The 22,889-nt window shown below is 46.1% G+C and carries 23 protein-coding genes; 17 read left to right on the top strand and 6 right to left on the bottom strand.

Translation table 11 applies throughout. From position 1 onward, the window contains the following. Positions 1-33: 33 nt before the first annotated feature. Positions 34-1,179, top strand: coding sequence for a peptidoglycan DD-metalloendopeptidase family protein (locus L1D15_RS17530; RefSeq protein ID WP_239876561.1), 1,146 nt, complete (start codon positions 34-36; stop codon positions 1,177-1,179). Positions 1,180-1,207: 28 nt separating this feature from the next. On the opposite strand, the gene L1D15_RS17525 is transcribed toward L1D15_RS17530, so the two are convergent. The 4 genes from L1D15_RS17525 to nudC all read right to left on the bottom strand — a co-directional run bounded on the left by L1D15_RS17525 (position 1,208) and on the right by nudC (position 5,096). Next, positions 1,208-2,164, bottom strand: a complete 957-nt coding sequence (locus tag L1D15_RS17525) for a DHH family phosphoesterase (RefSeq protein WP_239876560.1) — start codon at positions 2,162-2,164, stop codon at positions 1,208-1,210. Between the two features lie 74 nt (positions 2,165-2,238). Further along, a complete protein-coding gene (locus L1D15_RS17520; protein ID WP_239838640.1) occupies positions 2,239-2,874 on the bottom strand; it encodes a TetR/AcrR family transcriptional regulator in 636 nt (211 codons plus the stop codon). Positions 2,875-2,979: 105 nt separating this feature from the next. Continuing rightward, a complete protein-coding gene (gene hemE / locus L1D15_RS17515) occupies positions 2,980-4,047 on the bottom strand; it encodes a uroporphyrinogen decarboxylase (protein WP_239870544.1) in 1,068 nt (355 codons plus the stop codon). Positions 4,048-4,319: 272 nt separating this feature from the next. Beyond that, positions 4,320-5,096: an NAD(+) diphosphatase gene (gene nudC / locus L1D15_RS17510; protein ID WP_239838638.1), complete on the bottom strand. Its 777-nt coding sequence runs from the start codon at positions 5,094-5,096 to the stop codon at positions 4,320-4,322. A gap of 178 nt (positions 5,097-5,274) precedes the next feature. On the opposite strand from nudC, the gene rsd reads away from it, so the two are divergent. From rsd to L1D15_RS17440, 14 genes are all read left to right on the top strand, one after another. Then, positions 5,275-5,769 carry a sigma D regulator gene (rsd, locus tag L1D15_RS17505; protein ID WP_239870566.1) on the top strand — a complete coding sequence of 165 codons (495 nt, stop codon included), beginning with the start codon at positions 5,275-5,277 and terminating at the stop codon, positions 5,767-5,769. Positions 5,770-6,308: 539 nt separating this feature from the next. After that, the gene (locus L1D15_RS17500; protein WP_239870569.1) at positions 6,309-7,757 is read left to right on the top strand and encodes a YfcC family protein; all 1,449 of its coding nucleotides are present in this window, start codon (positions 6,309-6,311) and stop codon (positions 7,755-7,757) included. 606 nt (positions 7,758-8,363) lie between these two features. Further along, complete coding sequence (gene arcA, locus L1D15_RS17495; protein ID WP_239876559.1) at positions 8,364-9,584, top strand: arginine deiminase; 1,221 nt, start codon at positions 8,364-8,366, stop codon at positions 9,582-9,584. Between the two features lie 59 nt (positions 9,585-9,643). After that, entirely contained in the window at positions 9,644-10,555 is a 912-nt protein-coding gene (arcC, locus tag L1D15_RS17490) for a carbamate kinase (RefSeq protein ID WP_239870609.1), read from the top strand. A gap of 124 nt (positions 10,556-10,679) precedes the next feature. Further along, the gene (locus L1D15_RS17485) at positions 10,680-11,690 is read left to right on the top strand and encodes an ornithine carbamoyltransferase (protein ID WP_239870612.1); all 1,011 of its coding nucleotides are present in this window, start codon (positions 10,680-10,682) and stop codon (positions 11,688-11,690) included. 487 nt (positions 11,691-12,177) lie between these two features. After that, on the top strand, positions 12,178-13,107 hold the full coding sequence (gene pyrB / locus L1D15_RS17480; RefSeq protein ID WP_239870615.1) for an aspartate carbamoyltransferase: 930 nt from the start codon (positions 12,178-12,180) through the stop codon (positions 13,105-13,107). Between the two features lie 16 nt (positions 13,108-13,123). Further along, positions 13,124-13,588, top strand: coding sequence for an aspartate carbamoyltransferase regulatory subunit (pyrI, locus tag L1D15_RS17475; protein WP_239838632.1), 465 nt, complete (start codon positions 13,124-13,126; stop codon positions 13,586-13,588). Between the two features lie 288 nt (positions 13,589-13,876). Then, positions 13,877-14,365 carry an arginine repressor gene (locus L1D15_RS17470; RefSeq protein ID WP_239876558.1) on the top strand — a complete coding sequence of 163 codons (489 nt, stop codon included), beginning with the start codon at positions 13,877-13,879 and terminating at the stop codon, positions 14,363-14,365. A 149-nt stretch (positions 14,366-14,514) separates the two neighbouring features. Continuing rightward, complete coding sequence (locus L1D15_RS17465) at positions 14,515-16,305, top strand: protein-disulfide reductase DsbD (RefSeq protein ID WP_239876557.1); 1,791 nt, start codon at positions 14,515-14,517, stop codon at positions 16,303-16,305. A 177-nt stretch (positions 16,306-16,482) separates the two neighbouring features. Then, on the top strand, positions 16,483-17,118 hold the full coding sequence (locus tag L1D15_RS17460) for a response regulator transcription factor (RefSeq protein WP_239876556.1): 636 nt from the start codon (positions 16,483-16,485) through the stop codon (positions 17,116-17,118). 100 nt (positions 17,119-17,218) lie between these two features. Continuing rightward, the gene (locus L1D15_RS17455) at positions 17,219-17,845 is read left to right on the top strand and encodes a MarC family protein (RefSeq protein WP_239870629.1); all 627 of its coding nucleotides are present in this window, start codon (positions 17,219-17,221) and stop codon (positions 17,843-17,845) included. Positions 17,846-18,062: 217 nt separating this feature from the next. After that, on the top strand, positions 18,063-18,326 hold the full coding sequence (locus tag L1D15_RS17450) for a DUF4212 domain-containing protein (protein ID WP_239870633.1): 264 nt from the start codon (positions 18,063-18,065) through the stop codon (positions 18,324-18,326). Between the two features lie 12 nt (positions 18,327-18,338). Next, complete coding sequence (locus tag L1D15_RS17445) at positions 18,339-20,066, top strand: sodium:solute symporter family protein (protein ID WP_239870636.1); 1,728 nt, start codon at positions 18,339-18,341, stop codon at positions 20,064-20,066. A gap of 107 nt (positions 20,067-20,173) precedes the next feature. Continuing rightward, entirely contained in the window at positions 20,174-20,656 is a 483-nt protein-coding gene (locus L1D15_RS17440; RefSeq protein ID WP_239870639.1) for a hypothetical protein, read from the top strand. A gap of 74 nt (positions 20,657-20,730) precedes the next feature. On the opposite strand, the gene L1D15_RS17435 is transcribed toward L1D15_RS17440, so the two are convergent. Together L1D15_RS17435 and L1D15_RS17430 are read right to left on the bottom strand one after the other, a co-directional pair. Then, the gene (locus tag L1D15_RS17435) at positions 20,731-21,156 is read right to left on the bottom strand and encodes a DUF805 domain-containing protein (RefSeq protein WP_239870641.1); all 426 of its coding nucleotides are present in this window, start codon (positions 21,154-21,156) and stop codon (positions 20,731-20,733) included. A gap of 27 nt (positions 21,157-21,183) precedes the next feature. Next, entirely contained in the window at positions 21,184-21,531 is a 348-nt protein-coding gene (locus tag L1D15_RS17430; RefSeq protein ID WP_239870644.1) for a 5-carboxymethyl-2-hydroxymuconate isomerase, read from the bottom strand. Positions 21,532-21,814: 283 nt separating this feature from the next. Here L1D15_RS17430 and tpiA point away from each other — a divergent pair, with 283 nt between their 5' ends. Both tpiA and L1D15_RS17420 read left to right on the top strand, forming a co-directional pair. Then, complete coding sequence (gene tpiA, locus L1D15_RS17425) at positions 21,815-22,585, top strand: triose-phosphate isomerase (protein ID WP_239876555.1); 771 nt, start codon at positions 21,815-21,817, stop codon at positions 22,583-22,585. Between the two features lie 122 nt (positions 22,586-22,707). Next, positions 22,708-22,889: transposase domain-containing protein (locus L1D15_RS17420; RefSeq protein WP_239876554.1), on the top strand; the 182-nt coding region annotated here is incomplete at its 3' end.

The raw sequence follows: 22,889 nt of genomic DNA, 5'->3' as shown, positions 1-22,889 counted from the left end.
ACTTTCTCTCAAAGACTTAGGACTGATTCTTCGATGGCAACACAGCAACAAGGACGACTGATCGCCACCTCTACGCTCTCAGCATGGGTATTGATTGTTGCCTCAACCCTAGCCTTTCCTAGTTGGTCTTCCTCCCCCAATGAATTAAAAGGGGTCAGTAGTGAGATATCTCGTCAAAAGCAGGCATTAAGTTCTCAGCAAAAGAAACTCGACTCCCTGCAGAAATCACTCAAGGCGCAAGAACTGAGTATTGTCCGTTTAGAGAAAGAGATTAAAGAGGCCAAAGAGGCCCTAAATAAAACCAACCACAGTATTGCCACGTTAGAAAAGCGCATTACTTCACTTCGACAGCAGAAACAACAACAAAGCGAAAAGCTCGCTGATCTATTGCAAACCTATTACGTCACTCAACGAGCGAAATCATCCGCGAGCCTTCTTAATCAAGGAGTGGAAGAGGACAGGATCAGCCAATATTTCCAGCATTTGGCGAAACAACGTACCATCACGATTGAAAAGCTGGAAACAACCGTAGAACAGCTTTCAGAAAGTGAAAATCAACTCAAGCTTGAACAGCAACAAATCACTAAGCTCCTCGCTCAACAGAACCAAAAGCGTCAACAACTGAGTAAAGAACAATCGAAGCGTAAAGGTACCGTTACCAGCATTAAGAAAAGCATTTCCAGTGATAAGGTTTACCTGACTGAGCTACAGCGCAATGAAACACGCTTAAAGGCGGAAATAGCCAAGGCAGCCAAAGCCGCCAAGCTCAATGCCGTTCCTATGGATGGCTTAGCCAAACGCAAAGGTCGATTACCTTGGCCACTGAAAGGTAAAGTTTTACACAATTATGGCTCACGTCAGACAGGCCAGATCAACTGGAAAGGTATGGTCATTGATGCCAATTACGGCCAATCAGTGAAAGCCGTGTATTCGGGCACCGTTGTTTTTTCTGATTATTTAAGAGGCTATGGTTTGGTAATCCTGCTCGATCACGGTAAAGGCGATATGACCTTATACGGTTTTAATCAGAGCCTGTTGAAAAAAGAAGGGGATAAAGTCGCCGCAGGTGAAACCATTGCACTCGCAGGCGATACTGGTGGTCAACCTCAAGCTTCCCTGTACTTCGAGATCCGTAGAAACAGCAAAACACAAAATCCGAAGCGCTGGCTAACAAGGTAATCTCGTTACCTCATTAGCCGACGAGTATTTAAGCGTAATATGCTTCCACTGTCGCAATAAAGACGCCAACCTGCCCCTTATCGAGTGAATTAATTCCAGCGGCGGCAGCGCGTCCTCCCCCCGTTGCAAACTGTGAACAGATATCACCTGCTCCTTGCTTATTATTCAGCGGGGCCCGTAGTGAGACGGTATAACTCCCATCCGCATTTTCTGAAAGTACAGCATGTGCACAGTTCGGGGCTTGGTTCGCCAACCAGTTACCATAAACACCACTGATACGTCGTGAAGAAGCCTGATTAGGCAACTCAAACACTGCCAATACATCACTTTGATGAGAAGCTTCAATAGCGAGAGCCTTATCCAGATCACTTTGATACGCTGATGTAAGAGTGTGATAAGCCGAGTTTGGATCAGCAATAACTGCAAAAGGATCATTATAGGCCAAAAGGTGCTCAAACAGCAGAGCGGGGTCAAAATGTAAATCCGCCAACTCTGCCCCATAGCCATTGTAGTTAATGAGTATCCCCAGCTCTTTCAACTGTTCTTTCTGTTCATCGGTAAGGCCTGCTCTGTCAGCCAACTCATCCGCTTTTGCAATCAAGTTATCACCGTACGCGGCAGTAATAGCCCATAAGTGAAAACGACCTTGCAGCAGCTCATCCACAATCAAAGCGGTGCATGTATTGGCGTCTAAACAAATATGAGCATCAAGGTTTGAATGCTGTGGAATATCACCTGACTTGTGGTGATCGGCATAAAATACCTGAGCACCTGTGGCAAGAATCGCTTCTAAGCTCGCTTTATTTTTCTCCATCGAGATGTCCAATACGGTCAGCGAGTCATCCGCTTGGCACTGGAGAGAAGTTAATAGTGCGATGTCACGTTTCACACCCGTAATCAATGTCGATTCTTTAGGTTCGGCTAAGCGAAGCTGAAGGAGAGAGATGATGCCATCCGCATCACCGTTGAACACATCGTAGTGCATAAACAAAACCCCTTAAAATATCTTTAGATACTTTAAGGGGTTAGAGAAAACTTCACAATCGCGTTTAGTTATGGCTAAGCATGAATGGCTTTAACACCATCTTCCAATAACTGCAGTTGTTCTAGCCCCTGCTCCGTCGCTTTCGGCTTGACGACCGCTATCATCTGCAGCATACCTTGATGAATGACCTGCTCGGTGATCTGAGTTTTTGGCGACATCGCCGCTTGGTAACCTAGCCAACTACATGCGATAAGATGTAGTGTTGTGACCAGTGACTTCATTTCGCTGTCTTCGACAGACACCAGCTCCAAATCAACAAATGCGCGCATAATGTTGATCAAGTTAGTCTGCAACTTTTCTTGCACCTGAATGTAATCGTCATGTAGCTGCTCATCACGTTGAAGAATCTCAGGCAGGTTGGCGTAGAAAAAGCGGTATTTCCACATCAAGTTGAAAATTGAATCAAGGTAGTGCTTAAGCAATACCAAGCTCTCTTGCTGACCATGAATAGGAGAGAACCTTTCCAATAACTCATTCGAATAGAGGGTAAAGATTTCGCGGACGATTTCTTGTTTGTTGCGGAAGTGGTAGTAAAGGTTGCCCGGACTTATGTCTATATGTGCAGCAATGTGGTTGGTGGTGATATTACGCTCACCATGTTCATTAAAGAGATCCAATGCGGCAAGCACTATTTTGTCGCGTGTCTTCATTCGTTTTCCGTACCCTCTTCCATTAATATCATCAGTATAACTGAGTATATTAACCAATAACAAAAAAGCGCCTGATTAGACCAGGCGCTTTCATTGGTTTCTTAGTTATTTGTGGTATGGCTTAGATAACTCATGAACCGCTTCAACAAATACTCCCGCATTTTCAGGCGGCACATCAAGGTGAATACCATGACCAAGGTTAAAGACATGACCTGTACCGGCATCACCATAACCTTCCAGGATGGTCGCAACCTCCTCACGAATACGTTCTGGTGAAGCGTAAAGCATCGATGGATCCATATTGCCTTGCAGCGCCACTTTATCACCTACACGCTTAACGGCATCTTGAATGTTGATCGTCCAGTCCAAACCAACAGCATCACAGCCAGTTGCCGCAATTTGCTCTAGCCACATGCCACCGTTCTTAGTAAACAGAGTCACAGGAACACGGCGGCCATCGTTCTCACGAATCAAGCCATCGACGATTTTGTGCATGTATTGTAAGGAGAACAGGTTGTAATCACGTGGCGTTAAAACACCACCCCATGTATCAAAGACCATCACAGATTGTGCACCTGCCTTGATTTGCGCATTTAGGTACTCAATCACACTGTCTGCAAGCTTATCCAACAACAAGTGCAGTGTTTGTGGCTCTGCGTACATCATCTTTTTGATCTTAGTGAATGCTTTAGAGCTGCTACCTTCAACCATGTAAGTTGCCAGAGTCCACGGGCTACCAGAGAAACCAATCAGTGGAACATCACCATTGAGATCTTTACGAATCTGGCGCACGGCATTCATTACATATTTCAGCTCACCTTCCGGGTCAGGAATACCAATCTTTTCAACGTCAGCTTTACAAGTGATAGGCTTATCGAAAACCGGACCTTCACCTGCTGCAAAACGAAGCTCAAGTCCCATCGCATCAGGGATAGTTAAGATATCCGAAAACAGAATAGCAGCATCTAGAGGGAAACGACGAAGTGGTTGTAGCGTGACCTCTGACGCGAGTTCTGCGTTCTTACACAAAGACATGAAGTCGCCCGCTTCAGCACGGGTCGCTTTATACTCAGGTAGGTAACGCCCTGCCTGACGCATCATCCATACTGGCGTGTAATCTACAGGCTGCTTTAAAAGCGCACGTAGATAGCGATCATTTTTTAATTCAGTCATTCCGTCTTTCCAACTATTCGGCTTCTATTTAGGGGCGCTATTCTAACACTGTTTTCCATGCAAAAGCGGTGTGCTTTGCAACCTAGATCAAGTTATTAACTTTTAAATCAGTGCTTAATTTGCACCCAAACTACAAGAGTGTTAAAAATTTGTGTGCTAGCGAAAATAACAATTATAACCTGAGTACTCGCGACTCAGCATCTCATAACGACATCTTACTTACCCCCTCCCTCTCGGAGGGTTTTTTTTATCTATCAAATCAAAATATTGCTTCATTGCATTTCATTGATTGTCCGTTCGATCAATGCTCTCGCAATCGTGCCTTGCGGAGCAACAGGAGGCATATTCTGCGCAGTGAACCACTGGGCATCACTCAGTTCGCTATAATCAGGTTTTAACTCCCCGCCTTGATAATCAGCCAAAAAGCCCATCATTAAACTGGAAGGGAATGCCCAAGGCTGACTGCCAAAATAACGAATGTTTGTCACATCAATACCTGTCTCTTCTTTGACCTCACGAGCTACACACTGCTCAAGCGTTTCCCCCACTTCCACAAACCCAGCAATGACGGTGTACATACCGTTACGATGACGCGGGTGCTGGGCCAATAGAATTTGCTCACCATGACGAACGGCAACAATGATGCACGGAAAAATTCTCGGGTAATGTAAAGTACGACAATCACCACACTGCATAGCAACTTGATTGTGGTTGAGGTGGTTACGACCACCGCAAATTGGGCAAAAGCGCAGGGTCTGTGTCATGTGGCTATATTGCACCGCCTTGCTGATCAACAAAAACAGCGGCTCAGCCAATCCCAAACATTCTCGTAATGAAGTCAATGGCAACGTCTGCTCGACATCATGTGCGTTGAGCCACATAACTGGCAACCCATTGTAATCACCTATCTTTATCGCATTTTCCTCCGGTAGAGCAAATGCCTGGGCTGAACCACAAGGTAACGCATGCTCCTCCAGCCAAACCTCACTACCTGATACAACGCACCAGTAAGCATTGCTCGTACGGTTTGTGTCACTGTTCTTAAACATTCCCCTTCCTCTCTGCTTGCAGTTCATCCATTTTACTGGCAATCTAATTTCATACCAGAGTTTGTAGTGGAACAATTTTCTGGCTATAAATTCTAGTAAGGACAAGAGGTTAAACTCTAGAATGGCTTTGCACCGCAAAGCGTAATGATCACCGGAACTGTGATCCGATCATGAGGGCATGGTCATGCTAAATAAATTCAAACGAACGCAAGACCAGTGGGGTGGCTCCAGTGAAGTCATCGATCATTGGTTAGAGACTCGACAGGCACTGATTGTCGAATATTGTCGATTGGGCTCACTTCAGCCAGCGAATGGACACGCTAACGTTGTTGAACTTCCTTCCCCGAAACAAATCCGCTCTTTTTGTGACCATGTGGTTGATTACATTTCAGAAGGTCATTTCAAAATTTACGACATGGTAATGGAGAAATGGCAGGCCACTGGCTTTAAATCAAATAACGAGATCGATGCTACTTACGCAAAAATTGTGTTAACCACAGAGCCTTTGCTTGAGTTTAACGATAAATATGTCAACGTAAGTGCCGATGATGAACTCCCCGATTTTGAGGTGGATATGTCAAAGGTTGGCGAACTACTCGAAGTGCGTTTTGAAGTCGAAGACCACCTGATACAGCTTATTGCTGATAGCTTGGCAATTCCTCCAGGCGCTTAGCCGACAGGAGAAAATGTAAAGGCTGATGTGAGAATATCAGCCTTTTTGCGATTCATAATGACCAACACTCTTGGCTATACCAGACACACTCATCATGTATCTCTTTATCCTCCAAAGGGAAATGAACCTTCTATAGCATATTATTTTTGACTTTAATCAAAAGATCTGCCAAAAAAATACCTGAATGAAAATCCGTATCAATGCATAAAATTCCTTATTTTATTTCCACACAAGTAAATACTGTCTAAATAACTTACTCTTACCTATCACGAAAGAATAGAAATCCGTTTTATTTAAACAATTACCCTAGCTATTCATCGCCATTTAAAATCCAATTAAATAACACTGAATATTTTTGTGAAGATCAACAAAGTTAGATGCCCTATCAATAATTAAACTAACAACTAAGAGCTGTGATTAAGAAGCTCAAATTAATTATCACTATTCCAATAACTTAGTCTTTGTAAGTTTTATTTTATAACTCTAGTCGCGGATTCACTTTTATTTGTTATTCAGCAAGTAAAAGTAAGGAGAACACCATGACCACCCAAACTGTACCTACCGAAGAAAAAAAAGGCGGCTTCTTTGCCAACTTTAAATTCCCTTCCGCTTATACGATTCTGTTTATCCTCATTGCACTGGTTGCAATGCTGACTTGGATCGTACCTGCTGGCCAGTATCAACGAACAATGAATGAAGATTTAGGGCGAGAAGTGCCTGTCACAGGCACTTACCAAGCTGTTGAAGGCAACCCTCAAGGTGTCATTGACGTACTACTAGCACCGATTGACGGCTTCTATGACCACAATAGCTACGAAGCCGCCGCAATTGATGTTTCTCTGTTTATCCTTGTCATTGGTGGCTTCCTAGGGCTAGTGACAAAAACGGGTGCCATCGATGCTGGGATTGAACGCGTAACGCAGCGTCTTCAAGGCCGAGAAGAGATGATGATTCCCATCCTAATGGCGCTGTTTGCTGCTGGGGGAACAGTCTACGGCATGGCCGAAGAATCCTTGCCATTCTACACCCTGTTAGTGCCAGTGATGATGGCAGCTCGCTTCGACCCATTGGTTGCCGCAGCGACCGTATTGCTCGGCGCTGGTATTGGCGTATTGGGATCCACCATCAACCCATTTGCCACCGTCATTGCCGCCAACGCTTCTGGCATTCCGTTTACGGATGGCATCATGCTGCGCGCCTTAATGCTGGTGATCGGCTGGGTCATTTGTGTTGCCTACGTGATGCGCTATGCCCGTATGGTGCGTGAAGACCAGAGCAAATCGATTGTTTACGATAAATACGAAGAGAACAAAGCGCATTTCCTTGGTAATCAAACTGGCGAATCTCTTGAGTTCACTACCACACGTAAAGTCATTTTAACCATCTTCGGCGGCTCATTCGGCGTGATGATCTACGGTGTTTCTGTCGCTGGCTGGTGGATGGCAGAAATCTCAGCGATGTTCTTAGCGGCAACGATTTTAGTCGGACTCGTGGCACGTATGAGCGAAGAAGAGTTTACTAACAGCTTTATTGATGGTGCTCGTGACCTACTCGGCGTAGCGCTGATCATTGGTATTGCGCGCGGGATTGTAGTGGTTATGGACCGCGGCATGATCACTGATACCATCTTATACTCAGCAGAACAGATGGTAACCGGACTATCGTCGGTAGTATTCATTAACGTCATGTTCTTCCTTGAGATATTGCTATCTTTCCTTGTGCCTTCCACCTCTGGTCTGGCAGTACTCACTATGCCGATCATGGCTCCACTCGCAGACTTCGCTGGTGTAGGACGCGACCTGGTCATCACGGCTTATCAATCGGCTTCTGGCTTGGTCAACCTTATTACCCCCACTTCGGCAGTCGTTATGGGCGGCCTTGCCATTGCCCGTGTGCCTTATGTGCGCTGGGTGAAATGGGTGGCACCACTGTTAGCCATTCTCACGCTATTCTGTGTTGTGATGATCAGCATTGGTGCGCTTATCTAACCTGCTCTTTTCCTTACACTCGCTCACAGGATGTGAGCCCCCAAAGCCGCCTTAGTGCGGCTTTTCTTTACACTCTTCACCGAAAAATTAGAAAAGTTATTTCTAGCTATAACTTTTATTTATCCAATATTTCCATTCTTAAATACTTCAGAAAATTTAATATGTGATCTGGGTTAAACTTATTATCATTTTTTTGTTATCAATCTATATTCTAAATCCTTAAAAGCAATTATCTAGAAAGTTAAAATGCATAATTCCAATCTAGTTAAAGACATTTAAGTTATTTTAATTTGAATATTATTCCTTCTCACCAATATGTATCAACCACTCAGAATAATTTTATGCATAAACTTTCCTTTCTAATGATTAAATAGGGCATTCACATCCAAATAACAACTGCATAGATATTGTTAAAACCCTTGAAAACACTGGCTTTAGGCATAAAAAATGAACTGTGACTGACCTCTAAGATTCCTCCTCAGACAAGCGTAATATGAATTACAGAAACAAAATAAGTGAATAAATAAATTCGCTCTTCTATTCCCTACAAATTAAATATTAGTTTTCAAATTTTAAACTAATTAAAAATATAAGAGAGATACGATCATGAGTAAGTTATACGTAGGTTCTGAAATCGGTCAATTACGTCGTGTTCTAGTTCATCGTCCAAGACGAGCACTGACTCATCTGACACCTTCCAACTGCCACGATCTGCTATTCGATGACGTCCTTGCTGTTGAGCGTGCAGGTAAAGAACACGATGTGTTCACTCAAACTCTGCGCGACCAAGGTGTGGAAGTGTTACTGCTTACTGACTTGCTTGCAGATACGCTGGCCGTAGCTGAAGCTAAAGAGTGGCTGCTCAGCCGTCAAGTGTCGGATTACCGTTTGGGCAAAACCTTTGCTAATGATGTTCGCTGCTACCTAAGTGACTTACCAAATATAGAACTAGCTAAGATCCTTACTGGTGGCCTTTCTTACGCAGAGATGCCGATGAAGTCTTCATCAATGATGCAAGGACTTCATGCGCCAACTGATTTCATCATTGAACCATTACCTAACCACCTATTTACCCGCGATACCTCTTGCTGGGTCTATGGCGGCGTTTCTATCAACCCAATGGCCAAACCTGCTCGTCAACGTGAAACCAACCATGTTCGTGCAATCTACCGCTGGCATCCAAGCTTTGCTGGTCAGGATTTCATTAAGTACTTCGGTGATGAAGAGAAACTCTACGACAACTCGACCATTGAAGGCGGCGATGTGTTAGTCATTGGTAAAGGTGCCGTGCTGATTGGTATGTCAGAGCGCACAACCGCTCAAGGTGTTGAACACCTTGCTGCTGGCTTGTTCAAACATGGTCAAGCGAAACAAGTGATTGCAATGGAGCTGCCAAAACATCGCTCTTGCATGCACTTAGACACAGTCATGACTCATATGCGTGAAGACACCTTCTCTGTTTACCCAGAAGTCATGCGCAAAGATGTCAAGTGCTGGAGCCTGACTGGCGATGCGTCTGGTGCAGTGAATGTCAAAGAAGAAGGTTACTTTGTGACGGCTATCGAGAAAGCACTCGGCGTTGACCAACTCAATCTTATCACCACTGGCGGCGACAACTTCAACGCGGAACGTGAACAGTGGAACGATGCTAACAACGTTCTCACCGTTAAGCCTGGTGTCGTGATCGGATACGAAGGCAACACCTACACCAACGAGAAGTACGACAAAGCGGGCATCACAGTATTGCCGATTCCGGGCGATGAGCTGGGTCGTGGCCGCGGCGGTGCACGCTGCATGAGCTGCCCAATCGAACGTGATGGTATTTAAGTAACGGATAAGTTGGCGAGAGCGACTTAGCTCTCGCCCTCAGCAGAGAGATTAAAGCAATGACAAAACAAACTGTAGTTGTCGCACTTGGCGGAAACGCCCTACTTCGCCGCGGTGAACCATTGGAAGCCGAAGTACAACGTCAGAACATCGAAATTGCCGTCAAAACTATTTCGGAAATTGCTCAGGAATACAACGTCGTACTGGTGCACGGTAATGGCCCACAAGTTGGCTTACTGGCGTTACAAGGCTTGGAGTACAAGAAGGTAGCACCCTACCCACTCGATGTTCTGGGCAGTGAAACACAAGGCATGATTGGTTACATGCTGATGCAAGAGTTCAAAAACCAAATGCCAAACGTCAATGCCACTTGCATGTTAACGCAAATGACAGTGGACCCCAATGATCCGGCATTCGCAGACCCAACTAAACCCATCGGCCCGATTTATGAAGAAGCCGAGGCTCGGGAACTGGCTGAGAAGTACCACTGGACGATCAAACCAGACGGCCAGCACTTCCGCCGCGTTGTACCTAGCCCGCAACCAACAGGCATTATCGAGCACGAAGCGATCACCAAGCTCATCGACGAAGGCCACTTAGTGATTTGTACTGGCGGTGGTGGCATTCCGGTCAAACACGAAAACGGCAAGCTGGTCGGTGTTGAAGCCGTGATTGATAAGGACATGTCTGCCGCTTTCCTTGCTAAACAGCTAAATGCAGACGCCCTGCTCATCCTCACTGACGCGGATGCGGTTTATCTCGATTGGGGCAAACCAACTCAACATGCGCTGCGCAGCACTAACCCAACTGAATTGGCGCAGTACCAATTTGATGCTGGCTCAATGGGGCCAAAAATTGAAGCATCATGCGAGTTCGTCAAACAAGGTGGCAAAGTGGTCGGGATCGGCTCACTGGAAGATGGTTTACGCATTCTTCAGGGCACGGCAGGCACCAATATCACCAAAGGCTAATTACCAGCTGTCCTGACTTTAGTCAGGGCTGAGATGAAACAAACAATCACTCAAATTCATTACTGCACTTTCTTACCTCTTTCCCTGCAACGAGAAAGTGCACATCGATAAGAAGGAAAACATCATGGCTTTCAACCTACGCAACCGTAACTTCCTAAAATTATTAGACTTTACTCCGCGTGAAATTCAACACATGTTAGACCTATCCGCGGAGTTGAAAAAAGCGAAATACAACGGCTATGAGCAACCTCGTCTGAAAGGCAAAAACATCGCTCTGATCTTCGAGAAAACGTCAACTCGTACCCGTTGTGCCTTTGAAGTTGCAGCTTTTGACCAAGGCGCTCAAGTTTCATACTTAGGCCCAACAGGCTCTCAGATTGGTCACAAAGAATCGATGAAAGATACAGCTCGCGTTCTAGGCCGTATGTACGATGGCATCGAGTACCGCGGATTTGGTCAGGAAATTGTCGAAGAGCTGGGCGCTTACGCGGGTGTACCGGTATGGAATGGCCTGACTGATGAGTTCCACCCGACGCAAATTCTCGCTGACTTCCTGACTATGATGGAACATGGCCGTGGCAAACAGCTACACGAAATGAAGTTTGCCTACCTAGGCGATGCGCGCAACAACATGGGCAACTCCCTGATGGTCGGCGCAGCAAAAATGGGCATGGATATTCGTCTCGTCGCGCCGAAGCAGTTCTGGCCTGAAGAAGCCCTTGTCGCGCAATGCCGTGAGATCGCTGAAACAACCGGTGCGAAAATTACCCTGACTGAAGATGTTCAAGAAGGTGTTCAAGGTTGTGACTACCTGTACACTGATGTATGGGTATCGATGGGCGAAGCAAAAGAAGCATGGGCAGAGCGTATCAACCTCATGCTGCCTTACCAAGTCAACATGGAAATGATCAAAGCCACAGGCAATCCTCATGTGAAATTCATGCACTGCCTACCTGCCTTCCACGGCGAAGATACCACGGTAGGTAAGCAGCTTGCTGAAGAATACCCAATGCTTAAAAACGGCTGTGAAGTGACTGATGAGGTGGTTGAATCTGACTACTCTATTGTGTTCGACGAAGCTGAAAACCGTATGCACACCATCAAAGCGGTGATGGTAGCTACACTAGGTGACTAATATCATCAATTAAAAGTAATCATACTCAAATTAGACTGAGTATTGTTTGCAGGGAAATGCGGGCGGCGTTCATCAGTATCAAAAACATGCTGAATAAAGCCCGCATTTTTTTTCACACTTAATGGCTCATCATCACTCTCAATGCAAGACAGCACAACCACTGCAAACGTGTGGCTAAAATGGGCGAAATACGCATAAAAATCCAATTTATGAATACTTTACGCAAACGCTTGCGTTGGCTTTTTTTGTCCGTATAATCCTCCGCAATTTGTCTTCGGAGGATCAAAATGAACCTGTCAGCAACCACTCAATGTTGGCTTAACTTATGCCCTGACTCACGGACATGCGTGGTTTCATTTTTTTCTATCGATCCTTTTCAAGCCTCCTATTTAGGAGGCTTTTTTTTGTCTGATATTTACATCAATCCATGGATTAGCAATCCACAACAGTTGGACAAACTCACCCATTGAGACGAGGAAACACTGCTATGGCGCATTCGTTATTTAACAAGCACATTATCTCCATTCCTGAGCTCAGCCGCAGCGAGCTAGAGCTTATCGTCGACACCGCGGCTAGACTCAAAGCCGAGCCAAACCCGACACTGCTTAAAAACAAAGTGGTGGCCAGCTGCTTCTTTGAACCTTCCACTCGCACCAGGTTGTCATTTGAAACCGCTGTGCAGCGTCTTGGCGGCACAATTATTGGCTTCGACAATGGTGGCAACACGTCACTGGCGAAAAAGGGTGAGACACTGGCCGACTCTGTCCAGGTGATATCTTCTTATGTGGATGCCTTTGTGATGCGTCACCCACAAGAAGGCGCAGCGCGTTTGGCGTCCGAATTTTCAAATGGCGTACCTGTGGTCAACGGCGGTGATGGCGCGAATCAGCATCCAACCCAGACTCTGCTGGACTTGTTTTCTATCTACGAAACCCAAGGCACACTCGACAACCTCAATGTCGCGTTTGTGGGTGACCTTAAATACGGTCGTACTGTCCACTCTCTGACTCAGGCACTGGCTAAGTTCAATAACGTGCGTTTCTTCTTTATCGCACCTGAAGCATTGGCGATGCCTGATTACATCTGTGAAGAACTCGAAGAAGCAGGCATCAAATTCAGCATGCACAACAACATCGAAGATGTCGTACCGGAACTTGATGTCCTGTATATGACACGCGTACAGAAAGAGCGCTTTGACGAGTCCGAATACGCTCACATTAAGTCAGCGTTCATTCTCACCGCCGACACGCTGAAAGAGGCACGTGAGAATCTGAAGGTTCTTCACCCATTACCACGCGTCGATGAGATCACAACAGACGTCGATAGAACACCACACGCTTACTACTTTGAACAGGCAGAAAACGGTGTCTATGCGCGTGAAGCTTTACTTGCCCTTGTTCTTAGTGAAACCCTTTAATTGCAGGAGAATTATCATGGTGAAAGAAACTCAACTACAAGTAGAAGCCATTCGTAACGGCAGCGTGATTGACCATATTCCTGCGAACGTTGGCATTAAAGTGCTCAAACTTTTTAAAATGCACAAGACCAATCAACGCATCACCATAGGTCTCAACTTACCCTCTTCGGCGCTCGGTGAAAAAGACCTCATCAAGATTGAAAATGTCTATTTAACCAAAGAGCAGGCCAACCAATTGGCTTTGTATGCGCCGAAAGCGACCGTGAACCAGATCGAAGAATATCAGGTGGTCAACAAACTGACTTTAGCGCTCCCAGAACATATTCAGAGCGTCTTTGAGTGCCCGAACAGCAATTGCATCTCACACGGTGAACCGGTCGAAAGCCAATTCAAAGTGCAACAGAAACAGCATCAGGTTCAGCTCAAATGCCATTACTGTGAAAAAGTATTCTCACGTGAAATCATGGCAGAAGCGCGTTAATCAGCTCTGCCTGTCACTCTTATAAAACAACCGTGGATATTTATTCCCACTCAGGAATAAATATCCACTTCCAACAGAATTATTCACCAATAAAATCGCAAATTAATAGTCTTTAATTGGTGATCCCTTTCAAAAAGCCACACTTTATTTGGTGGTAAGATATCTACGAATCAAACCTTTAAGTCACCACAGAAGTGACCGCTCAATATCTGAAGACGCTACTAGGGAATGAAGTGTCGAAGGTCGCAAGGACGAATTATCTCTACGTCATGTTTTAAAGGAGTTCGCATGAGTGAAACTCTAAATCCAACTTCAGTCGATTACACTGAAGACAAAACTCTGACTGCAGCCTGTAAACGCCTGCTTCAACAACAGAGCTTTACTACTCAGAATGAGTTGCGCGAAGCTCTGGTTGCTATCGGCTTTGAAGGCATCAGCCAATCAACGGTCTCGCGTCTGCTGTCTCAGCTTGGGGTCGTCAAAGTCCAGAATGCCTGTGGTAAAAAGGTGTATTGCATTACCGTTGAAACCGCTCCTGTGCGTGTTGAGTCATCGATTTCCTCGCAGATAGAATTTATTACTCATAATCAGGCGATGGTAGTGGTCAAAACTCACCCGGGCAGCGCTCAGCTCGTCGCACGATTGGTCGATATCGACCCACACACTGAAATCCTAGGTACCGTTGGGGGTAACGACACCGTCTTGGTGATCCCGAAAGATACTGAGCATATTGATGCCTGCGAACGAGTGGTTCGTGCTCGACTCGGCGTGGCTTAAGTCTTTCCTATATCACCTCAACTTAAGTCAGGTATCGGCCTGACTTAAGCTTTTGAATTGGCGATATTTGTCGGAGTATGAAACTTATTCCCCCTTTCCCCTGTCTGATTGAGTTAAAATGATGAAAATTTAACTCAAGTGACTTTTCTATGCGTGCCGTCTTTTCACTGATTTTATTATGTCTGACTGTAGCTTCTGCCCCTGCTATGGCGCTTTTCGAGCAGTCTAACTCTGCACCAAGCTTCGGAAATCAGAGCAATACGTTTGTCCCTGTCGATCAAGCTTTCCCGTTTAACGCCTATCAGCAAGGCGATAAGGTTTTCCTCGACTGGCAAGTCAAACAGGATTACTACCTCTACCAGCACCGTTTATCGGTCAGCGGCGAAAATGTCACGGTAGGCGAGCTGAAAATGGAAGACGGTCAGCCCTACAAAGACGAGTTTTTCGGTGAGGTAAACATTTATACCACGCCTTTGTTTGTCGAAGTGCCTTTGGCCGATTATCAGGATGGTGCACGTCTGATTGTCCAGTATCAGGGCTGTGCAAAAGCTGGATTTTGCTACCCGCCAGAGACTCGCGTGGTTGACTTAACCAGTTTCCAATCCAGCGCTGGTGACCAATCGGCGCCATCAAGCAGCACAAGTTCTGCACCAACAGACACTCCAGCCAAGCCGTCACAGCCGGTTTCTCAGGAGTCGAGCCTAGCATCCAGTCTAAGTGATAGCTGGTGGACACCATTACTGTTTTTAGCGCTGGGTGTTGGCCTTGCGTTTACGCCATGCGTGCTGCCGATGTATCCGATTTTAACCAGTATTGTGCTTGGCAGCGGCAAACTGAGCCACGGCCGAGCATTAGGCTTAGCGTTTATTTACGTTCAAGGGATGGCTCTCACCTACACCTTATTAGGATTGGTTGTCGCCTCTGCAGGTATGCAGTTTCAGGCCGCTATGCAACACCCTTATGTCCTGATTGGTTTGAGCGTCATGTTTGTCGCCCTAGCGCTGTCGATGTTTGGTGCCTACACCATTCAGCTGCCAAGTGCGGTACAGACATGGCTGAATAATTTGAGCAACAAACAACAAGGCGGCAGCTCACTGGGCGTGTTTGCCATGGGTGCGATTTCTGGATTAGTCTGCTCACCTTGTACCACAGCGCCACTTTCAGGTGCGCTACTCTATGTCGCACAAAGCGGTGACTTGCTCACAGGCGGCGTCGCACTGTACGCTCTCGCGCTGGGCATGGGCATTCCACTGATGCTGGTTGCGGTATTTGGCAACAAACTGCTGCCAAAAGCCGGTAACTGGATGGACAGAGTAAAAACCCTGTTTGGCTTTATTCTGCTTGCGGCGCCAATCTTCTTACTTGAACGTATCCTGCCAGAAACGTGGGCGACAGGATTGTGGTCCGCTCTTGGTCTAGCCGCTTTTGGCTGGCTATACCATGTTAAAAACTCACTGCCATTTGGTGGCTGGAAACAAAGTGCGGTCGGTATCATTGCGGTTCTTGGCTTATTTGCCTCAGCGCAACCCGCACTCAACTATTGGTTTGGTGGTCATACAGAACAAGCGCAGCCTAGTATTCAATTTACACGCATTACCACCGTGGATGATCTCAACAGCCAGTTGGAGCAAGCTAGGCTGGCGGGCAAACCTGTGATGCTCGACTTCTATGCTGACTGGTGTGTGGCGTGTAAAGAGTTCGAAAAATACACCTTCCACCAGCCTGATGTGGAAGCGAAGCTACGTAATTTTGTGCTGTTACAAGCAGATGTCACCAAGAACCTGCCGCAAGATATCGAGCTGCTGAAAGAGATGAATGTACTTGGCCTGCCAACCATAGAGTTTTGGGATGCCAGCGGCCAACATGTCTCCAATGCCAGAGTCACCGGATTTATGCAGGCAGAGCCATTTTTGCAACATATCAATGCCAATAGCTTATAGCCAACTTAAGCTTCACTTTACGCCAGTCATCAGACTGGCGTTTTTGTCTGTTGTTTATATATATGCAATTTGGTGATAAAACCCGATACAGTTCAGACTTTTAGGGTATGAATATTGTCCATACTCTCAAAGGTGACAATAATTCCATTAAGCAAACTTTCAAAAGCAGTTAACGTCATGGACTCGACTTACACCATTATCATCGCCGACGATCACCCCTTATTTCGTAATGCACTGTTTCAGTCTGTGCACATGGCGGTTAGTGGTGCCAATTTATTGGAAGCGGATTCCCTTGAAGCCCTTTTGGCCGTTCTTGCCAAGGAAGACGAGCCCGATCTTCTGCTGCTTGATCTAAAAATGCCCGGCGCTAATGGAATGTCTGGATTGATTCAGCTACGGGCAGAGTACCCAGATATGCCGATTGTGGTCGTATCGGCCAGTGAAGAGCCTTCCGTCGTCACTCAGGTCAAAAGCCATGGCGCGTTTGGTTTTATCCCTAAGTCGAGTGACATGCGCGAATTGGTCAGCGCATTGAATCAGGTCTTGAATGGCGAGCCTTTCTTTCCAGAAGGTTCCATCACTAACAACGCGGCTTGCAATGACTTAGCAGAGAAAATTGCCACTTTAACGCCACAACAATACAAAGTACTCGGAATGCTATCTGATGGTTTGCTAAACAAGCAGATTGCTTATGAGTTAAATGTATCTGAAGCCACGATAAAAGCCCATATGACCGCGATCTTTAGAAAGTTAGGTGTTAAAAACCGTACTCAGGCTGTAATTTTACTTCAGCAGCTAGAATCTGAAGCTTAATTTTCATCCTATCTCGATCATTTCTCTGCTAAGATAGTCAAGTCGGTCATCTGATCGACTTATTTATCCCTCTGTTTCACTAACTCTGGGAGTCACATCATTGCTTAGCGTATTGATCACTCAATTTGTCGTTCTCTGGGCCGTCATCGATCCGATTGGTTCCGTTCCGGTCTATTTATCTCAAACTCAGCACCTCACAGCCAAACAACGCCGTTTAGTGGCGCTCAAAGCGGTAGGTATCTCAACAGGCGTACTTCTGTTCTTCCTTATGGCCGGTCAGCTATTACTGGAAGCCATGCAGATTCCTCTGCCTGCATTTCAAGCAGCAGGTGGCTTAGTACTCTTGCTGTTCGCTCTAACAATGATTTTTGGTGAATCTAAACCGGAACAGGAAACTAAGCTTTCTGAAGAAGTCAGCCACTCCGATCTAGCTGACTTAGCCGTCTACCCACTTGCGATCCCTTCGATTGCCTCTCCAGGAGCAATGATGGCGATCGTAATGCTGACTGACAATCATCGTTATTCTTTGGTCGACCAAGGCATCACCGCAGCGGTGATGGTGAGTGTTCTGTTGATCACCTTACTCTTGCTACTTGGCGCGACACATATCCAGAAATGGATTGGCAATGTCGGCGCTGCGATCATCAGCCGAGTCATGGGGTTGATCCTTGCCGCAGTGGCTTTGAACAACCTGCTTCTAGGCATCAAAGATTTCTACCTAGGTTGAATTATTTTATAAAGTCATCAACAAATCATTAGACCTTTGGCTAATTTAACACAAGATTAACATCACAAAAATCTATCACTTAAATACTAAGCGCCTTATTTATAGGCGCTTTTTGTTTTTCCCTACGCGACTAAAGTTGAAAAGAGTTCTTGCCAGCACCTTGCTAAGGTAGAAAGTGAAACATTTTATTAACAATACCAATCATAAGGAGGCGGCAATGGCGTTTGAAAGTCAGGAACGAGCCAAAGCCTACTGGGACAAAAACGTAAAACTGATGATCAGCTTGATGGTGATCTGGTTTGTCGTTTCTTTTGGCTGCGGCATTTTATTTGTCGACGTACTTAACCAATTTCAGATAGGTGGCTACAAACTGGGCTTCTGGTTTGCACAACAAGGTTCCATCTATACCTTTTTAGGCATTATTTTCTACTACGCGTGGAAAATGCGCCAAATCGATCGCGAATTTAATGTGGACGAGTAAGGAGCAGCTCAGATGGATTTGAAAACAATCACTTACCTCGTTGTCGGTGCCACTTTTGTCCTTTATATCGGTATCGCTATTTGGGCACGTGCGGGGTCAACCAAAGAGTTCTATGTCGCGGGTGGTGGGGTTAACCCGATTGCCAACGGCATGGCAACCGCTGCGGACTGGATGTCAGCAGCTTCCTTCATTTCAATGGCAGGCCTTATCGCCTTCATGGGTTACGGTGGTTCCGTATTCCTGATGGGCTGGACAGGCGGCTATGTACTACTCGCTCTGCTTTTAGCACCTTACCTACGTAAATTTGGCAAGTTCACAGTACCTGAGTTCGTTGGTGAGCGTTTCTACTCCAATGCGGCACGTATTGTTGCGGTTGTGTGTCTGATTATCGCGTCAGTGACTTACGTAATCGGTCAGATGAAAGGGGTGGGTGTTGCCTTCGGTCGATTCCTTGAAGTAGATTACTCAACAGGTCTACTGATCGGTATGTGTATTGTATTCATGTACGCGGTAATGGGCGGCATGAAAGGCATTACCTACACGCAGATTGCTCAGTACTGTGTACTTATTCTGGCGTACACCATTCCTGCTATCTTTATCTCGCTACAGCTAACAGGAAACCCAATTCCACAAATGGGCCTAGGTAGTACCATGGCTGGAACGGACGTCTATCTGCTCGATCGGCTTGATCAGGTGGTGACTGAGCTCGGATTTAGCGAGTATACGACTCAGGTGCGCGGCGATACCTTGAACATGTTTGTTTACACCATGTCTCTGATGATTGGTACTGCGGGTCTACCGCACGTTATCATCCGTTTCTTCACAGTACCGAAAGTACGTGATGCACGCACTTCAGCAGGCTGGGCGCTCGTCTTTATCGCGATTCTGTACACCACTGCACCTGCGGTATCTGCAATGGCACGTCTAAACCTAATGGATACAGTTAACCCAGCTCCAGGTCAGAACCTTGCTTATGATGAGCGCCCTGACTGGTTCAAAAACTGGGAAAAAACTGGCCTACTTGGCTTTGATGATAAGAACGGCGATGGCAACATCCAATACACCTCAAATGCTGAAACCAATGAACTGAAAGTCGACCGTGACATCATGGTTCTGGCGAATCCAGAAATAGCCAAGCTACCTAACTGGGTTATTGCACTGGTTGCTGCGGGTGGTTTAGCCGCCGCTCTGTCTACCGCTGCAGGTCTGCTACTCGCGATATCGTCAGCAATATCTCATGACTTAATCAAAGGTGTGATAAATCCGAACATCTCTGAGAAGAAAGAGTTACTGGCCAGCCGGATATCCATGGCAGTCGCGATTGCTGTCGCCGGTTATCTGGGGCTCAATCCGCCTGGCTTTGCCGCAGGTACGGTGGCACTGGCCTTCGGTCTGGCTGCCTCGTCCATCTTCCCTGCCTTGATGATGGGTATTTTCAGTAAGAACATCAACAAGGAAGGCGCGATTGCCGGCATGATTGCAGGTATCACAATCACTCTATTCTACGTATTCCAACACAAAGGCATCCTGTTCATCGCTGACTGGAAATACCTAGAAAGCTGGGGCAGCAACTGGTTCCTAGGTATCGAACCGAATGCCTTCGGTGCTATCGGTGCGCTATTCAACTTCCTAGTGGCGTTCGCGGTATCGAAGGTTACGGCAGAAACACCACAAGAAGTGAAAGATTTGGTCGAACACGTTCGTGTTCCAGCAGGCGCTGGAGATGCGGTAGATCACTAATCTACACTTAATGACTAAAGCCCCTCACGGGACGACCCGTCCGGGGCTTTTTTATTGCTCTTAATTCAGTTACCGTAGTTTCGAAATGTTGTCGCAAGGAAGCCAAGATGTTCAAAAATAAGCACTTTATTGTCGCTCTTTTGATTGCACCGATTCTGTCCATTATTGCCTATTTCGGCACTGATATGGCAGTCAGCGAAAAACCCCATGCCGCCAAAGAAGGCCAGAGCTACAAACTGGTCAGCAAATCAAACTGTCGCTACACCAGTGGTTTGTGCGATATGGAAAATGGAGACTTTAAGGTCAAGTTCCGCTCAGAAAAGCTCACCGATGAAAATCTTGAATTGTCACTTCATTCAGCCCATGCTCTCGAAGGCGTTAAGCTTTCTTTGGTCGACAGCCAAGAGCAGAATGCGCAACCAATCAATATGGAGCCAGCCGATCAAGCAGGGCAAAATTGGTATATTACGTTACCTAAACCCACATCAACAGACAGCTGGTTGAGAGTGGCGATTCAATCTGACGGCACGCTATATTATGGGGAAACACAAACCGCATTTGTAAAATACGAAACACTGTTTACAGAATAGAGAGTCGCGAGACGATGATCAGGGTTGATGTCATGGCATCATCCCTGATTCTAGCCTTTTCTCTTATTCATGTTCTATTTAGGCTCTACACCATACTGGTTATTGCCTTGGTTTCCCTTGAGGAAACCGCACTCCACAAGAATCCAAACACCACACACTAAGGCCGCTAAAGAACTCACGGCTTGTAATGTGGTTGGTTGCGTCATCTGAGCCGGGTCTCCTGCTGGGACTGTCATGCGGCCAATGATTAATGGCACATTCAGTAATAACCACCAACTGGATTTGCCTCTGTCATGCCAGCGTTTGGCAGTAATAGCGAGATCTGGGAGCAAGACTACAATCAAAAATAACGGCAACAGCAAATGCGCCATACTTGGCAACAACGCATTCACTCCGGCAGCAAAGCCAACAATTAACACGTAATATATGATATTCCATATCCAGTAGGTTTTGCGCCCTACTCGACCTTGAAACGAAAGCAGCAACTCTTTCATTGACATGATGACTTACCTAAACCGCCAAAACTATTAATTGACCACTTTTTGAAAACATTCTTTATCCATATCCCGGATATTGACTGTCAAACTATGCACATGGCTTGCTTGATCTTGCAGAACTCCCATCAGCTGACGTGATAGCTCACGCTTTTGCTCCGCCGTTCGTCCACCAAGTAAATCAAAGCTGATATGTATGAAGTCGACATTATCACCAGCCTCTCCCACTAGCCAATGATGACATCGCAAAGCTCGAGACTTCACCGAAGAGGCATCGAACAACCCACTGTGAAGGGCGACCTGATGTAGATCTTCCAATAATCCCTGTACGTTAACTCGTTCATCAACAGAGTTAGAGTATTCCATCACTAGATTTGGCATAGCTGTCCTCAAATGTAAGAGAGTTTCAAATAATCATTAAAAATACTCAGACACTATTACCAATTTCCGCTGCTGTTTCCGAGCGTAAAACCAGCATAATGCTTTATGGATCACTCAGTACAGCAAAGCTTATACCAATTATGAGTTGTCACAGCGGCATCCAATCATCCAGAACCGAACAAGACATGATACTAGTCATGATTTGGTTGGTGTAATCTGTTATATTCCTACGAAGATTTTTTACATTAATGAACTTACATTAAATACAAAGGGAGATATTCCTATGCGTCGTCCTGTAGTGATGGGTAACTGGAAACTTAACGGCAGTAAAGCAATGGTAAAAGAGTTGCTAACTGGCCTGAACGCAGAACTTGAAGGTGTGGAAGGTGTTGACGTAGCAGTAGCTCCACCAGCGCTTTACATCGATCTAGCTGAACGTGTTATCGCTGAAGGCGGTAACAAGATCATCCTAGGTGCTCAAAACACTGACCTAAACAACAGCGGTGCATTCACTGGCGATATGTCTCCAGAAATGCTGAAGGATTTCGGTGCTTCTCACATCATCATCGGCCACTCTGAGCGTCGTGAATACCACAACGAATCTGACGAGTTCATCGCGAAGAAATTTACTTTCCTAAAAGAGAACGGCCTGAAGCCAGTTTTCTGTATTGGTGAATCTGAAGCTCAAAACGAAGCGGGCGAAACTGAAGCAGTTTGTGCACGTCAAATCAACGCAGTAATCGACGCATACGGTGTTGAAGCGCTAAACGACGCGATCATCGCATACGAGCCAATCTGGGCTATCGGTACTGGTAAAGCAGCAACAGCTGAAGATGCACAGCGCATCCACGCTTCTATCCGCGCTCTAATCGCAGAAAAAGACGCTGCAGTGGCTGAGCAAGTAATAATTCAATACGGTGGTTCTGTTAAGCCAGAGAACGCTGAAGCATACTTCTCACAACCAGACATCGACGGTGCTCTAGTGGGCGGTGCATCTCTTGATGCGAAGAGCTTCGCAGCCATCGCGAAAGCGGCAGCAGCAGCTAAAGCATAATTTTTCTTCAGGAAAAATTCGAAGAGGTCAGCGTAAGCTGCAATGTAGATCAGATAAGGATCGGTTGACCGATCCTTCTGATGAGAGACAATCGGAAACCTGTTTATAGGTTTCCGATTTTTATGTCTATTCAAAACTTCTTTGCCGACTTCCTYGAAGAAAACCCTGTTGATGTTGCCCARCTCACCACCTTTTCTGAACACATTCCCGATGCGTGGGTAGCTAAAGCAGCCTCACTGTCCGATAAAGCGACTATCCGTCGACGCCGATTACCGAGCGATATGGTGTTGTGGCTGATTGTGGG

It is taken from the genome of Vibrio sp. Isolate25, assembly GCF_022398025.1.
In the GTDB taxonomy this organism is placed as follows: domain Bacteria; phylum Pseudomonadota; class Gammaproteobacteria; order Enterobacterales; family Vibrionaceae; genus Vibrio; species Vibrio coralliilyticus_A.
Note: the sequence above shows the minus strand (reverse complement) of the source record. Positions and strands in the feature narration are given on the sequence as shown.

What these genes read in the sequence shown, in the direction of transcription:
- L1D15_RS17435 (WP_239870641.1), bottom strand. Translation starts at nt 21,156, where the DNA reads ATGTCAATGAAAGAGTTGCTGCTTTCGTTTCAAGGTCGAGTAGGGCGC.
- L1D15_RS17465 (WP_239876557.1), top strand. Translation starts at nt 14,515, where the DNA reads ATGCGTGCCGTCTTTTCACTGATTTTATTATGTCTGACTGTAGCTTCT.
- L1D15_RS17450 (WP_239870633.1), top strand. Translation starts at nt 18,063, where the DNA reads ATGGCGTTTGAAAGTCAGGAACGAGCCAAAGCCTACTGGGACAAAAAC.
- arcA (WP_239876559.1), top strand. Translation starts at nt 8,364, where the DNA reads ATGAGTAAGTTATACGTAGGTTCTGAAATCGGTCAATTACGTCGTGTT.
- L1D15_RS17485 (WP_239870612.1), top strand. Translation starts at nt 10,680, where the DNA reads ATGGCTTTCAACCTACGCAACCGTAACTTCCTAAAATTATTAGACTTT.
- tpiA (WP_239876555.1), top strand. Translation starts at nt 21,815, where the DNA reads ATGCGTCGTCCTGTAGTGATGGGTAACTGGAAACTTAACGGCAGTAAA.
- L1D15_RS17430 (WP_239870644.1), bottom strand. Translation starts at nt 21,531, where the DNA reads ATGCCAAATCTAGTGATGGAATACTCTAACTCTGTTGATGAACGAGTT.
- L1D15_RS17500 (WP_239870569.1), top strand. Translation starts at nt 6,309, where the DNA reads ATGACCACCCAAACTGTACCTACCGAAGAAAAAAAAGGCGGCTTCTTT.
- L1D15_RS17530 (WP_239876561.1), top strand. Translation starts at nt 34, where the DNA reads ATGGCAACACAGCAACAAGGACGACTGATCGCCACCTCTACGCTCTCA.
- pyrI (WP_239838632.1), top strand. Translation starts at nt 13,124, where the DNA reads ATGGTGAAAGAAACTCAACTACAAGTAGAAGCCATTCGTAACGGCAGC.
- arcC (WP_239870609.1), top strand. Translation starts at nt 9,644, where the DNA reads ATGACAAAACAAACTGTAGTTGTCGCACTTGGCGGAAACGCCCTACTT.
- nudC (WP_239838638.1), bottom strand. Translation starts at nt 5,096, where the DNA reads ATGTTTAAGAACAGTGACACAAACCGTACGAGCAATGCTTACTGGTGC.
- hemE (WP_239870544.1), bottom strand. Translation starts at nt 4,047, where the DNA reads ATGACTGAATTAAAAAATGATCGCTATCTACGTGCGCTTTTAAAGCAG.
- rsd (WP_239870566.1), top strand. Translation starts at nt 5,275, where the DNA reads ATGGTCATGCTAAATAAATTCAAACGAACGCAAGACCAGTGGGGTGGC.
- L1D15_RS17460 (WP_239876556.1), top strand. Translation starts at nt 16,483, where the DNA reads ATGGACTCGACTTACACCATTATCATCGCCGACGATCACCCCTTATTT.
- L1D15_RS17470 (WP_239876558.1), top strand. Translation starts at nt 13,877, where the DNA reads ATGAGTGAAACTCTAAATCCAACTTCAGTCGATTACACTGAAGACAAA.
- L1D15_RS17440 (WP_239870639.1), top strand. Translation starts at nt 20,174, where the DNA reads ATGTTCAAAAATAAGCACTTTATTGTCGCTCTTTTGATTGCACCGATT.
- L1D15_RS17520 (WP_239838640.1), bottom strand. Translation starts at nt 2,874, where the DNA reads ATGAAGACACGCGACAAAATAGTGCTTGCCGCATTGGATCTCTTTAAT.
- pyrB (WP_239870615.1), top strand. Translation starts at nt 12,178, where the DNA reads ATGGCGCATTCGTTATTTAACAAGCACATTATCTCCATTCCTGAGCTC.
- L1D15_RS17525 (WP_239876560.1), bottom strand. Translation starts at nt 2,164, where the DNA reads ATGCACTACGATGTGTTCAACGGTGATGCGGATGGCATCATCTCTCTC.
- L1D15_RS17445 (WP_239870636.1), top strand. Translation starts at nt 18,339, where the DNA reads ATGGATTTGAAAACAATCACTTACCTCGTTGTCGGTGCCACTTTTGTC.